Annotated in this window: 8 protein-coding genes and 1 other annotated feature; of the genes, 1 reads left to right on the forward strand and 7 read right to left on the reverse strand. The window is 36.6% G+C overall.

Features of this window, described 5'->3' with window-relative positions; all coding sequences use genetic code 11:
* Positions 1–193: 193 nt before the first annotated feature.
* From JNUCC51_RS24505 to JNUCC51_RS24525, 5 genes are all read right to left on the reverse strand, one after another.
* Positions 194–2,080: an FAD-dependent oxidoreductase gene (locus tag JNUCC51_RS24505; protein WP_337990195.1), complete on the reverse strand. Its 1,887-nt coding sequence runs from the start codon at positions 2,078–2,080 to the stop codon at positions 194–196.
* Positions 2,081–2,691: 611 nt separating this feature from the next.
* On the reverse strand, positions 2,692–4,047 hold the full coding sequence (locus JNUCC51_RS24510) for a transposase (RefSeq protein WP_337990196.1): 1,356 nt from the start codon (positions 4,045–4,047) through the stop codon (positions 2,692–2,694).
* Positions 4,048–4,305: 258 nt separating this feature from the next.
* A complete protein-coding gene (locus JNUCC51_RS24515; RefSeq protein ID WP_337990197.1) occupies positions 4,306–5,451 on the reverse strand; it encodes an MFS transporter in 1,146 nt (381 codons plus the stop codon).
* A 169-nt stretch (positions 5,452–5,620) separates the two neighbouring features.
* A complete protein-coding gene (gene argS / locus JNUCC51_RS24520) occupies positions 5,621–7,294 on the reverse strand; it encodes an arginine--tRNA ligase (protein ID WP_337990198.1) in 1,674 nt (557 codons plus the stop codon).
* Between the two features lie 294 nt (positions 7,295–7,588).
* Positions 7,589–7,809, reverse strand: a binding site (T-box leader).
* Between the two features lie 278 nt (positions 7,810–8,087).
* Positions 8,088–8,984 (reverse strand): hypothetical protein, encoded by an 897-nt coding sequence (locus JNUCC51_RS24525; RefSeq protein WP_337990199.1) that lies wholly within the window; start codon positions 8,982–8,984, stop codon positions 8,088–8,090.
* Between the two features lie 657 nt (positions 8,985–9,641).
* Here JNUCC51_RS24525 and JNUCC51_RS24530 point away from each other — a divergent pair.
* Entirely contained in the window at positions 9,642–11,246 is a 1,605-nt protein-coding gene (locus JNUCC51_RS24530; protein ID WP_337990200.1) for an ABC-F family ATP-binding cassette domain-containing protein, read from the forward strand.
* A gap of 106 nt (positions 11,247–11,352) precedes the next feature.
* Here the strand turns inward: JNUCC51_RS24530 and JNUCC51_RS24535 are convergent, their stop codons facing one another.
* A complete protein-coding gene (locus JNUCC51_RS24535; RefSeq protein ID WP_337990201.1) occupies positions 11,353–12,696 on the reverse strand; it encodes an MFS transporter in 1,344 nt (447 codons plus the stop codon).
* Between the two features lie 43 nt (positions 12,697–12,739).
* On the reverse strand, positions 12,740–14,299 hold the full coding sequence (locus tag JNUCC51_RS24540; RefSeq protein ID WP_337990202.1) for an AMP-binding protein: 1,560 nt from the start codon (positions 14,297–14,299) through the stop codon (positions 12,740–12,742).
* Positions 14,300–14,367: the final 68 nt, after the last annotated feature.

The raw sequence follows: 14,367 nt of genomic DNA on the forward strand, positions 1-14,367 counted from the left end.
CTCTTACCTTTTATTCAATTCGTAATACCTAGAAAAATCTATTCTTTTTTAGATTTGCTATGAAAAACGCCTTATATCCTGCGCTTAAAATATTATTTATAAAAAAGACAAGCTTCTCTCTTTCATTAATGCAACTTGTCATAAAGTGTCAATATTTAAAATTCAAGATGATGATAAGGAAAAGGAACATTCCTCATAAGTGGGAATGTTCCTTTTCTGCATAATGGATGACATCAGCCATAATGGCATACATCTCTTTTAATTTTAGTTTTTTGTTGTCAGAAATTCTTTTTCCTAATTTTTCGCTGATAATCCCTTTTTCAATCAATAAATCCCAATTGTTTGCACTTGATTTGCCTACTAATACTTCAGTCAAGAATTCTGCAACTTCATCTCTCGTAATTTTGCTATTTTCTTCTTTAGCTACTTTATAGATAACGATATCCAGCTTGTCTCCTAGCTCTTTCATTTTCTCAGGACTGACACGTTGAATACCCTCTTTAAGCATTTTCGCAAACTTAATCTTTGTTGCTGAATCTTCTACATGCAAGTCATTCGAATAACCACCAACAACGAGTCCGTAATTGATTAATGTTTGAATAGATTTATCATACCATTCACCTTTATATGGATAATCCATATTAAATGGATCTACTAAAGCCCCTTGTTTTTTTAAATCTTCCCTTAACGTATTGATGAGTTTTTTGTTCTTACTCATTGCTCTAAAGGTTACGTCGTCTTTAATCGCTAAGGCTGCCGCTGCTCCCGCTGCTTCTCCTGTCACCATACCCGTTGGAACGACACGTGCACTTCCCGCTGCGAGCGATGAATAGCCAGCAGAACGACCCACAACAAGCAAGCCATCTATTTCTTTAGGTACTAAAGAACGGAAAGGAATGGCATATTGATTTGGAGCAGAAATAACATATCCATAATCATGAGGTGTTTGCGCTTGTACATCAACTGGATACGCAGCTAAGCCAATGCTATCCCAATGATCACTATTCTTCCAAACATCGGACATCGGTAATTGATACTCTGCCCTTATATGTCTTGTTTCTCTGACATATAGTTCCTCCGGATAACTCACAACTTCTGCATTTTCAAAGCCAGGAAACTCCTCATGTAAATATTGTAAAATATGTTTTGTCTCTTTCTTTCCTTTTTCGATTGCTTCCTGTTTGGAAAGTTTATTCAAACCATCGATTCCAAAAATTTGTAAAGCGTTAATATAATATTCATCATCTACTTTTGCTAAATTCAAGCCTCGCAATCTCGTACCTTCTTCTACTGGCTTATAATCATCATGAAGCTTTGTAAATCCCCACATGACTGAATCATTTAGGTGAGCCCCACCGAAAGTATTTGCGTTTGCTTCTTCCTTCACCTTATCCCAATCAACATTTTTTAAATGAATCATCAAGGTAACAGCCATTCTTTTATCCTTGATGCCTATATCTTCTCCACCCATGAAAAAAGGAACTTTTGACATTGCAGCAAAATCGGCATCCTGCGTAGCATCAATAAATGCCTTGCCTTTCACAACATACGTACCATATTTATTTTTTAATTTCACTGATGTCAGCTGATTTTTGTCAAGATTGGCATTTATAACTTCTGTTTGTACAGAAAGCGTTAAATTTGGTTCGTCATCAACAAGCTTTTTAAAGGCAGCTTTAGCATCTAAAATTCCAAATGCATCTTTCCCTCTAACAAGATCGTGCCATTCTTTAAAAAGACCCATACTGACTGGTCGCTTAGCATCATTTCGAGGAATATCAAGGAAATTTAGCATTCCATACGTAAATAGCCCTCCTAATTCCTCACGATTTTCTACTAGCAGTGTTTTTGCACCATTACGAGCTGATGATACTGCAGCAGCAACTCCTTCTGGTTCTCCACCAATCACAATAACATCATATTCCTCATTTATATTTTTATCAGGAATTGGCTTTTCATAGTTTTCTACAAGTTTTTTATGCACCATTTCATTTCTAATTTCTGTTATAAAATAATAACTTACTATCCCTAGTACAACTACTATTATTAAAATGGCTGACCTTATTAAGCCCTTACCCATAATATACCTCCGATAGATAAAATTTCCATTCGTGTCTCTTCTTTTATAGTCATGCTCATCTCTTGAAAGAGTCGTCATGACATATGTAGAAAGTTATTTACGGTTTTACATTTCAACGTGAGTTCGTAGCAAACCTAGAGGGTCGCTTCAGTCTAGGTATTTTTCAAAATAATTATTCATGCAGGAGGTCTTATCGAATCCTTCAAATACAAACATTACCTGACGATCATTTCCAATAACAAGTGATATCATTTGTGGACGATGTTGCATGAAAATATGATGAATATTAGTCTTCTACTGACAGTTACCTATACTGATATTCGTAGTGGTGAAGCGTTGGGGTTGGAATTGCAGAATATCAACTTTAAGAACTACCCAAATGCATTAGAGCACAAGAAACGATAGATATGTAAGTATAACCTAAAACAAAAAAGACACATAATCATTCTAGTCGATAAAGTAACAATGAAGCAACTAGAACCTATAAAATTATTGTAGGTCTTTATGATTGTTTTATTATAATGAAAAATTAACTACATGAATCAATTTCATAAATCACTTTTTTCAAGAGCTTAGACTGCTCCAATTAAGAAAATTTACGTTTTTAAAAATTATGCTGCTTGAGTTTGTGATTGTAATAATGCATTCAAACGATCCACCGCTAATTTACAGGCATTATAAATAAACGTCACCAGGTTGAAGTGAAGTTTGGCTTTTCTTCCTGTTCTGTGACGGATGTTGTTTAACTGAAAATATTGTTTTAAATAGGCATTCACACGTTCAACGGCTGTGCGCTCTTTATACAGTTGTTTCCAAAGTTCAGAGTCACGTGCTGGATACGTGAATTTTCGTATATCCGTGTCACATTTGATTTTGAAAACCTTCTGACAGAGGGAATCATTACGTAACGGACAGGTTACACATTCCTTTGGTTTGGTGAATTTTAGTGTTCGATACTTTTCATCAAAGCTGTCGTAACAGTAGCTGTGTTCACGTACACAGGTCGGTCTGAAATGTTCATCAAAGCCAAGGTACTCTCCTTCATTGCGGACATTATATGGTATAACTGCACGCATTTGATACGTATGTAATTGACTGTAAATGGGCTCGTAATCATACCCTGCATCCAAAATAGCGGTCGTAAAATGTTCTAGAAATAGGTCTTTTCCTTTCTTTAAAAGAGGAATCGCTGCTTTACTATCCGACAAATTGGCAGATGTCATAAGGCGTCCAACAATATATTGACTCTTTGTAGCCACCGCGAGATGTCCCTTAAAGCCAAACCAAAACGTGTTTTTGCCATCACTGTTCTTTTTAATGCCCCAATTCGGTTCGATGGGCGCATCTTGCCACAATGTTTCTAGTGATGTATCGAGTTGGTCCTTGATCTCTTTTTCATAAGCTGACTGGTTGGCTTTGATTTCTGCTTGTTCCGTAAGCCAAGCCTCGCGTTCTTCTTTTGATTTTCGTCCACGTTTTTTTGGTGGTACAGGCTCTTTTTTCTCCGAGGGCTTTGCCGCATCACGTGACTCAAAATGTGTGGCATCAATCGCGAGGTGTTCATCATAAAGAAAGCCTTCTATAAAGGCAGTTTGAATCAATGTATCTTGCATGTGGTCGAGAACATCTGATTGACTGATGACATCGATCATACGTGAATAAGACGCTTCAGATGGAACCACGTCTGAAACGAGAAAACCGCAATCGAATCGAAATAAAGGATCGTTGACTAAACGCTTGATTAAATCCTTGATTGTTGGAATCCGTTCGACAATACGAATAATGAGTGATTGTATCATCGCGCCGTAATTTAATTCACGTGGGGCACCACGTAACGTCTTTTTGGAAAACAGCTGAAAAACGGGCTGCACGTCGAAAGTGGCGAAAATTTCATCAAATCGACGTGAACTTTCCATTTCCAATAATTCTTGGATGCCAAATAGGCTCATTTGTTTTACAATAGTCATAGGGCATTCACCTCATTCAGTATGGTTTAGTTTAGTCGCTACCATTATACCGAATTGGGGAGGTGCCCGTTTTTTATTGTTTTAGAACCCTTGATACTAAAGGGATTAGAATTATGAAATTAACTCATATAAAAAGTTAAAAAGTTTCTTTACTAAAATTAATACTGGCCATATAAAACAAGGCGAAATCGGCTTTCTTCATGCCTAATAGCACTATCTAAAAAAAGACATGCACGTACACTAGCGCATGTCTCGACATTATTTTTTCTTAAGCATAATTGTAGTAGCTATAATACCCATCATTAATATTAAAAAAATCATATAGGTAAATGTATGGTTTCCAGTCACATCATAGCAATAGCCAATAAGTATAGGGATAATGGAGCTTATCATAAAGCCACCTGAAAGCACCATAGATGACCAGCTATTTGCCTCCTCGTCATTTCTTGCCTCATCCAATGGTAACAATAAACCAATTGGAAATAATCCGCTTAAAACGATACCTATTATTAATACCGCAATCCATAATAAAGATCCTGAGCCTAGCCATAGTAACACAAAGCCAACCATACCTAAAATACTTAAGGAAAAGAGCCAACTGATTCGACTCGACCATTTTTCCATTAGTATAGGGACCAAAATATTTCCAATCATTTGTACAATAGACAAAAATGTTAGCATAGAGCTTGCAGCGACAAGGGAAAAGCCTTTCGCCTGTAATATCGGTGCTAACCAGGACATTATCGAGAAGAACAAAGATGTCTGTATGCCAAAGTAAATTAAGATTGTCCAAGCACGGACATTTTTCCAAGGATTTCGTGCTGCATCTTTTGTTAATACACTTGTCTCTGGCAGCTCTTGATTTTGTATTGCTAGTACCCATATACAAAGAGCAATAATAGCAAGTATTGCCCAACTACCAAGCGCCATTGTCCAGCTCTCATGAAAATGACTATAAAATGGTAATGTTAGTGCTGCACTCAATGTTGCCCCTGTTCCTATTCCAAATGAATAAATACCTACCACCGTAGTAAAACGGTTCGGGAATTTTTTCTTTATATAAGCATTTAATATGGGTCCAATAAGTGCAATAGCAAATCCTGCAGCAAAGCTTGTGACTACAAGTAATACATAACTTTCTTTTAAAAAACGTAGCCCATTTGCTAAAACCAGGATAGCTATTAAGAACGTAATAGCTGTTTTTGTTCCGAGTTTTCTTTGTAATGGTACCGCGAATGGTGCAAAGAGTCCCATACAAAACACCGGAATAGATGTCAAAAAGCTCATTTTTGTATTTGATATATGGAGTGATTCCAAAAGTACATTAAATAGTGGCCCTATTCCAGTGACTGCTGGTCGCAAATTGAGCGCAACGAAGAAAATACTAACAACTACAAGTACCATGGAAACACTCCAGTGCTTTTTCTCCATACTTTCTAAAAACCTTCTCTCTATTAATACGGTTAAAAATTCAACCGACATCTAACATTATTGTCAGACTTCCGAATTCTTACTATTTCCTTTTACCATTTTTTCTAGTATCGGTCAATTTCATGGCATTTATGAATAGTCCTTACATTTTTTTAGGCGCCGCTATTCCCAATAATGCTAGCGATTCTATTAAAACAACAGCTACACAATGACAAAAGGCTAATCTTGATGTTCTTTGGCTGTCTTCGACCAATACTTTATTTTGCGCATAATATTTATTAAATTGACGTGCTAATTGTAAGGCATATTTTGCAATTTGCGATGGGTCTGCTTGCTCAAAAGCGGTTGAAATTATCTTCGGAAACTGCTCCAGCAATAAAATAACTGGCCATGCATGCTCCCCCAATGCTTCGAACGATACTTCATAACTATGTTCATTTGCTTTCTCCAAAAGAGATGAGATACGTGCATACGTATATTGAATATATGGCCCTGTCTCACCTTCGAAATTCATCATGTGCTCAATAGAAAACTCAATATCATGAAGACGATCATTTTTTAAATCATTAAAAATAACCGCTCCTACACCAACCTGATATGCGACGTTCTCTTTATCCATTAGATTAGGATTTTTCTCTTCGATATTTCGCTTCGCTGTAGCAATCGCTTCTTTTAATACATCTGCTAATAAAACGATCTTTCCTTTTCGAGTGGACAATTTTTTACCCTCTTTTAGAATCATACCAAAAGTCACATGCTGTAAATCCTTTGCCCAATCGTACCCCATCTTCTCAATGACCTTAAATAGTTGTTTAAAGTGAAGAGATTGTTCATTCCCTACAACATAAAATATTTTTTCAGGATCATATTGTTCTTTACGATAAAAAGCGGCTGCTAAATCACGTGTAGCATATAGCGTAGCACCATCTGTTTTAGTAATTAAGCATGGAGGCATTTTGTCTATTTCAACAACATAGGCACCATCAGATTGTACAAGTAGCCCTTTTTCTTCCAGCTCCTTAACAACAGCAGGCATTTTGTCATTGTAGAACGCTTCCCCAGCGAATGAATCAAAGTTTATCCCAAGTAGTTGATAAATGGACTTGAATTCTTCTAGTGATGCATCTCTAAACCATTGCCAAAGCGCTAACGCCTCGTCATCCCCATCTTCTAATGCTTTAAACGCGGTACGAGCCTGTTCGTTGAGTGTATCCTCCAGTTCCGCTTCTTCATGAAACTTTACATAAATTTTTAACAATTCCTCTATTGGGGCGGCTTCAATCGTTTTTTGATCTCCCCATTTTCGATAAGCAACGATTAACTTACCAAACTGTGTTCCCCAATCACCTAAATGATTGATGCGGATTGCTTGATAGCCATTCTTCTTGGCAATGTTGGCCAAAGCATTGCCTATCACTGTAGAACGTAAATGGCCCATGGAAAAAGGCTTCGCTATATTAGGTGAAGAAAAATCCAACACTACATTTCCCTTCGATTCCTGCTGAGTCCCATATAAATTTTTTTCTTTTACTATTTGGCTAAGCACTTGATGCGTAATCGTTGGCTGATGGTAAAATATATTGACATATCCACCTACTACTTGAACCTCTTGTATTAAGTCACAGCTTAAATTGTTTTTTATGTCGGATGCGATACTGTTAGGAGATTTTCTTAATTTCTTTGCTAAAGTAAAGCACGGAAATGCCAAGTCCCCTAGGTCTAAATTTTTCGGTTTTTCTAGTAAATTTTGAATGTCATTGACAGATAGCTCGTTATTTAATGCCACAGCGATGCTTTTCGCGATTTGTGTATTCATGTTCGTTCTCCTCTCAAGTAAAATCAACTTCGCCTTGGCGTAATTGTAGCTGTCGCTTCGCTTTCGCGCAGTAAACATTTTGTAGCTGTCGCTACAGATAAACAATGCGTCCGGATTTTGAATTGTGCCAGCACAATTCATTCCTTTAAAAATCCGTGACATCCGCCGGAGGCTTTATCTTCATACGGTAGGTGTTTGTCATTCACTGAAAAGGGACCACATCTCCTTTTCATCTCGCACCAATGAGGTAAGAGATTTTACCGAATGAAGATAAAAAAAGCCCCCGTCTCTAAATATAGAGACGAGAGCATAGTTATCCCGTGGTACCACTCTAGTTGCCATAAAAATATGACCACTTTCCATTGTTAACGAGGTGACTCCCCGATGTTCTCTACTACTAATTCGAGAACCTTCTCCAAAGTGCGTTTCATTTATGGCTTCTGCATTAGGCTCACACCATCCCTAATTCGCTTTCCAGTAGCTCCATAAACTACTCTCTTTTTCACTGAATTTAACTTATTTCAGCGGGCGTCCAAACATCCGCTGGAATAAGTTAAAGCCTCCGGCGGATGTCACGGAAATCGGGAAGGAGTTAATAAAGGATGTTAGCCTAAAATCATCGCATCCGTGCGATAACGGCTAACTGACCTGCATCCAGCAGGCCTAAGCACAAAGCCGATTCCGGACGCAATTATGCCGAGGCATAATTGATCTGTAATTTCAAAATATTTTACACGAGCCGCCATTTTACGTCAACAGTCTTTTCGAAATTATCCGAAAAATTAATTCTGCATTAAAAATGTTCCGCTGAATAATTAGCAATAACATTTTTTTCAGCCCGCCAGACCGTTCTCACCTTATTTTTCTTGAAGTCATAGTATGAGAGTACGCTCTCTTTAGGTATTTCTAAAATACTATAACGTTTATTTTCATCAATCATACTAGATAAAAAATAAAATCCGTTTTTATTTTCATCATATTTAACAGAACGAATTTTTGAGTAAATACCACTACTATCTAGTAGAGGCTTTACTTTTTTTGATTGGAAATCTATTTCTACAACATGCGAAATAGGGCTGTCTACAGCTTCATCATAGCTGATTATTACAGAGTTCGCATCTGGTGCCAATGATACGCCACTTATAAATCTCTCAACATCGGCTATATGTTTTATTTTTTGACCTTGAATATTATAAATATCCAAACTGTGTTTGATCGGTTGTAATTTCATTTGATTTTTATTAGCCTCGGTAAGTTTCTTCTGATCTTCTTTCTCGGAGAAAGTAACTACAATTAATTGATTATTATTCGGGTTATAATTAAAATCTAAAACACTTCTATCTTTGTTTTCTTCGTCCCATATTTGTATTTTCTTTGATTGAAGATTATACGTAGCTATATGAAAATTTCTAAATTCATCTCTTAATAGCACTCTCATCAAAATAATTTTTTGCTCTTTGTCTATTTGGATATAATCAACGTTATTGAATACAGTGGTTAATTGTTTCATCTGATTCGTAATTAAGTCATTTTCAAATAATTGTATTGTATGATCTGATATGCCATCAGCAAAGTACAATTTTTTATTAAGCTCAGAATAAGCGAAAGCAGTATAATCTGCCGTTTCCTTACTTAATAATAATTTACTTTTATTCTGAATCTGGTCAAATTGATAGAAGTTAAACTTCAAACTCTTAGGGTCAAACACATTGATGTAAAGATTAGATTTAGAAACACTGTGATCAATTGAAAATATTTTTTTACTAAAGACAATACAAATAATTACGATGATTATTAAAATAAACGTAAATTTTTTCAGAATTCCCGCCTTTCTATATAAAGTTTTGCCATTTCACCCTACTATTTAAAGTACCCCTTATTGTTACCTCCTAGAACTCTTCCTACAGCTTATTTAGCTAACGAGATCTCACAACACATATTCCACGGTTTTGTCTAAACATAAAAAGTAACCTTGAAACAAATAAGAATATTCGCATCAATTTTACCCCAAACTACTCTATTTAAATAAGAAAGTAAAGCTCTCCAAAGTACCAAAACGATTGTAAACCTCTTGAAGAATAGAAATAAATTTTGCTCAGTAATGTACTAATGGTTGTACCTATTCCACTTCATTCAGCTGTTGCAAACTAGACTAATGCCGTTGGAGCAGACACGACTAACCAAATTACTGTAATCAGAATCTGTATCTTTATTCAGAAATTTTCTACAAGGAACTCAGGTCTATACAATAATTAAAATAACACAAACGTTGATTTAATAATGTTTATAGACTATGGTACATATTTCATGATATACTAATGCCATTGTGAAAAAAGGAGGAACTTGCATGATTCAAGTAAGTAATGTAGGTCTTCGCTATGGCGATCGTAAACTATTTGAAGACGTAAATATAAAATTCACACCGGGGAATTGCTACGGTTTAATCGGAGCAAATGGTGCTGGTAAATCAACATTTTTAAAAATTCTTTCTGGTGAAATTGAAGCGCAAGAAGGACACGTATCAATGGGTAAGGACGAACGTTTATCAGTCCTTAAACAAAACCACTTTGAATACGATGAATACAATGTATTAGATACAGTTGTTATGGGGAACAAACGTCTTTGGGAAGTAAAATCTGAAAAAGACGCTATCTACGCAAAAGAAGACTTTTCTGATGAGGATGGCATGCGTGCTGCTGAATTAGAAGGTGAATTCGCTGACCTAAATGGTTGGGAAGCTGACTCAGAAGCAGCGACATTATTAAACGGGTTAGGAATTGGCGACGAGCTTCACTATATGCTAATGGCTGACCTTGAAGGTTCTGACAAAGTCAAAGTATTATTAGCACAAGCTCTATTTGGTAAACCAGACGTTCTATTACTAGATGAGCCTACCAACCACCTTGACTTAAAAGCTATCCAATGGTTAGAAGAGTTCTTAATTAACTTTGAAAATACAGTTATTGTCGTATCCCATGACCGTCACTTCTTAAATAAAGTGTGTACGCATATCGCGGATTTAGACTTCTCTAAAATCCAATTATATGTTGGTAACTATGACTTCTGGTATGAGTCTAGCCAATTAGCACAAAAAATGATGGCAGACCAAAACAAGAAGAAAGAAGAAAAAATTAAAGAGCTACAAGCATTCGTTGCTCGTTTCTCTGCGAACGCTTCGAAATCAAGCCAAGCGACTTCTCGTAAGAAAATGTTGGATAAAATCGAGCTTGACGACATTAAACCTTCTAGCCGAAAATATCCATTCATCAACTTCCAAACTGGCCGTGAGATCGGTAATGATGTTTTAACAGTGGAAGGTCTTACAGCAAGCAATGAAGGCGAAACTCTATTTAAAGATATCCGCTTTTCAATGAACAAAGAGGATAAAATCATTTTACTTGGTAATCCAATGGCCAAAACGGCTCTTCTTGATATCTTAATGGATGAAAGAAAAGCAGATGCTGGTACGTTCAAATGGGGAGTAACAACTTCTCAAAGTTACTTTGAAAATGATCACGATAAATACTTCGAAGGTTCAGAGAAATCATTAGTGGAATGGTTACGCCAATATTCTCCTGATGATGAAACAGAAAGCTTCTTACGCGGCTTCTTAGGTCGTATGCTATTCTCTGGTGAAGAAGTGAAAAAATCCCCTTCAGTATTATCAGGAGGAGAAAAAGTACGTTGTATGTTATCTAAAATGATGCTTGCAACAGCAAACGTTATTTTACTAGATGAACCAACGAACCACCTTGACCTTGAATCTATTCAAGCATTAAATGAAGGACTTATGCGCTTCAAAGGTGCTATGCTCTTCACATCTCATGACCATCAGTTCATCCAAACAATTGCGAACCGTGTCATCGAAATCCGTGAAGACGGCACAATTTTAGATAAACTATTAACTTATGATGAATTCCTTGAGTGGAAAGATAGCCAAGGCTTAAACTAATGAACAAAACAGGGTTCTCCTATTCAAAAAGGAGAACCCTGTTTTCATATTAACGAATAGCAAACTTCACTATCTTTCTTTGTATAAAACAACATCACGTGAACTATTATTTTGTCGAAGTTGTCATAGCTACTTCCACTTGAGCATCTGACATGCTTTCATTTTCTTGTACTTTCTCGACAGCTTCTTCATATTGAGTGATCACCCGTGTATCTGGTGAAAATACTGCAAGTAGCAGTGATAACAATAGCCCCGCAATCATTAATCCACCAAATAAATATGGTGATGCCCCATACTCTGTTGCTAAAGATGTCCACAGCATTGGTCCAAAACCAACAATTGCCGCAGCGACTTGATAGCCAAAGGATAATCCTGTGTAGCGAACATTCGCAGGAAATAATTCTGAGAAAAACGTACCTTGAGTAGCGAAAATGGCTGCCCATACGACACCAAGTAAAATGATTTGCAACATAAAGAAATAGGTTGAATTGATTGGAATCATTACGAAGTATGGAATCGCTAGCATTAACATAGTTATAAGTCCACCAATATAAATTTTCTTTCGACCTATAAAATCTGAAAAATATCCAACAAGTGGAATTGTGACAATCATTGTTGCACAGCTTAACGTAAGAGCAAATAACGCGGTATCCCTTGTATAGCCTATATACGTAGTTGCATACACCAATATAAACGACATTAAAAACACATTAAAGAATCCATCCCCTATTTTTAATCCAATAATGCGGAAAATATCTTTCTTATTATATTTAAAGACTTGAACAATTGGTAATTTCGCTAATTCACCATTGTCTTTTTTACGCTTAAATTCAGGTGTTTCTTCAATCCCACTTCGAATCCAAATAGCTAATACTATTAAAACTGCGCTAAAAAGAAATGGTAAACGCCAACCCCAGGCCATAAATTGTGCTTCAGTCGTTAATGAAGAAATAAGTGTAAAACTAAATGTACCTAAAACTAAGCCGATCGGTACACCAAGCTGTGGAATAGAACCAAAAAATCCACGCACACCTTTTGTAGCCGATTCAGTAGCTAATAACACGGCACCTCCCCATTCACCACCAAGTGCAATCCCTTGAATCAGACGTAATATTACTAAAAGCGTTGGTGCGAGTAACCCTACTTGTGCATAGGTAGGTAATAAACCTATCAAAAAAGAACTACCGCCCATTCCTATTAAAGTAAGCATTAGCGAGGCCTTTCTTCCGATTCGATCCCCCATATGTCCAAAAATCAAACTTCCAATTGGACGAGCTGCATAGCCAGCTCCAAACGTAGCAAATGCAATTAAAATCGAAATTGCTGGGTTAGTCGCAGGGAAAAAAAGTGTTGTAAAAACTAATCCCGTTGCAGTACCATACAAATAAAAGTCGTACCATTCAATGATTGAACCTGCTAAACTTGCTAATAATATCTTCACATTTTTCATCTAATCCCTTCCCTCTACATTCAATTTTTTATTTTCATTCTCATTAATTTAAAATAGCGTTACGTAAAACATGCTTTTTAATTTTTCCAACAGGTGTCCGAGGGAAATCGGCCACAAATTCAATACTATCTGGTACTTTAAATTTTGCGAGACGTTCCTGACAATGCGCAATCAATGCCTCTTCACTTATAGTAGCGCCAGTTTGCAATATGACATAAGCTTTAATAGCTTCGTCACGCATTTCATCTGGTACTCCGATAACTGCTGCTTCAAATACTGATGGATGCTCTGTTAATACACTCTCTACTTCGTTCGCTGCCACATTTTCACCTGAACGTTTAATCATGTCCTTTATCCGATCAACGAAATAAAAATAACCATCTTTATCTAATCGTGCGTTATCCCCAGTTAGTAACCAGTTATCTATTACAATGTCATTTGTCGCTTGCTCGTTTTTAAAGTAGCCTTTCATTATGGTTCTCCCTGGTATGCCTTTAACGGCAATTTGTCCAGTTTCCCCTTGATTTACGGGGTTCCCATGTTCATCTACAAGCTGAACCTCATAACCAATGCTTGGTCTACCAATACTCATATTTTTCCGTATTCCAAATAGAGGGTTTATCAAAGGAATCCCAACTGTTTCGGTCAATCCGTACAGTTGCAATAACTTCACATCAAATTGCTCCTCAAACTGTACTAATTGGTGTTCTGCAACTGTCTGTGCGAAAAGGATGAGTCGTAGAGGATTGTCCTTGGCCTCTTTTTCATAATCTTTCGCTAATATCATTCGAATAGGTGCGGCGAATAAAGAACCAACTGTTCCGCCTAATGCCTTTGCTTGTTTAAAATAACGTGAAGCACTAAATTTCTCTGTAAGTGCAATACTTGCCCCTACCATGATGGCTGACATCGTTGAGTAATACTGCGCATTTCCATGGAAAAGCGGTAAGACAATAAATGTTCGATCTTCAGGTGTTAAAGCTATTGAACGAGCCATTAACTCACCAGTGTAAATATAATTGGCATGTGTCACTTGAACTCCTTTTGGTTTTGATGTTGTGCCAGAAGTATAAAGCAATGCCACAATATCTTCTGATGAAACTATTGGGAAATGTACATTAGTATCGCTTTCATTTTTTATGAGCTCTGAGAAATATAAGACACCATCAGAGCTATTTTGTTGTCTCGTAATAATAATATTTTGTAAAGTCGGTGTTTTAGATTTAATACTGACAAACTTTTCGATATAATCCTCTTCAGTAATAATGAGGACAGCTTCAGCATGAGAAATAATATATTCCATTTCATCTGCTGGTGATAAAACGTTAGTTGGCACCATAATGCCCCCAATTTCAGCTAAAGCAAACCATGCTGTGAAAAATTCCATATTGTTTGGTAAATGTAACACAACATGATCCCCTTTTTTGATGCCAAGCTTAAGAAGTGCATTACTAAAGCGCATAATCTCCTGATAAAAATCCCCATAGTTTTTTTCGAAATAGTTTCCATTACTATCCTCAAATCGAATAAAACTTTTTTCAGGTTGTTGCTCTACTTTCTCCCTTATAACAGTACGCAACGTTCTATTCCCTATTAAATCCATGATATCCCCCCTCTAGTTTCATAGACTATAGTCTGTATATTAATCGGCAAGACAATTATTTGTCAATA

The sequence above is a fragment of the Lysinibacillus sp. JNUCC 51 genome, assembly GCF_015999525.1.
GTDB classification, from domain to species: domain Bacteria; phylum Bacillota; class Bacilli; order Bacillales_A; family Planococcaceae; genus Lysinibacillus; species Lysinibacillus xylanilyticus.

What these genes read in the sequence shown, in the direction of transcription:
- JNUCC51_RS24505 (WP_337990195.1), bottom strand. Translation starts at nt 2,080, where the DNA reads ATGGGTAAGGGCTTAATAAGGTCAGCCATTTTAATAATAGTAGTTGTA.
- JNUCC51_RS24510 (WP_337990196.1), bottom strand. Translation starts at nt 4,047, where the DNA reads ATGACTATTGTAAAACAAATGAGCCTATTTGGCATCCAAGAATTATTG.
- JNUCC51_RS24515 (WP_337990197.1), bottom strand. Translation starts at nt 5,451, where the DNA reads ATGGTACTTGTAGTTGTTAGTATTTTCTTCGTTGCGCTCAATTTGCGA.
- argS (WP_337990198.1), bottom strand. Translation starts at nt 7,294, where the DNA reads ATGAATACACAAATCGCGAAAAGCATCGCTGTGGCATTAAATAACGAG.
- JNUCC51_RS24530 (WP_337990200.1), top strand. Translation starts at nt 9,642, where the DNA reads ATGATTCAAGTAAGTAATGTAGGTCTTCGCTATGGCGATCGTAAACTA.
- JNUCC51_RS24535 (WP_337990201.1), bottom strand. Translation starts at nt 12,696, where the DNA reads ATGAAAAATGTGAAGATATTATTAGCAAGTTTAGCAGGTTCAATCATT.
- JNUCC51_RS24540 (WP_337990202.1), bottom strand. Translation starts at nt 14,299, where the DNA reads ATGGATTTAATAGGGAATAGAACGTTGCGTACTGTTATAAGGGAGAAA.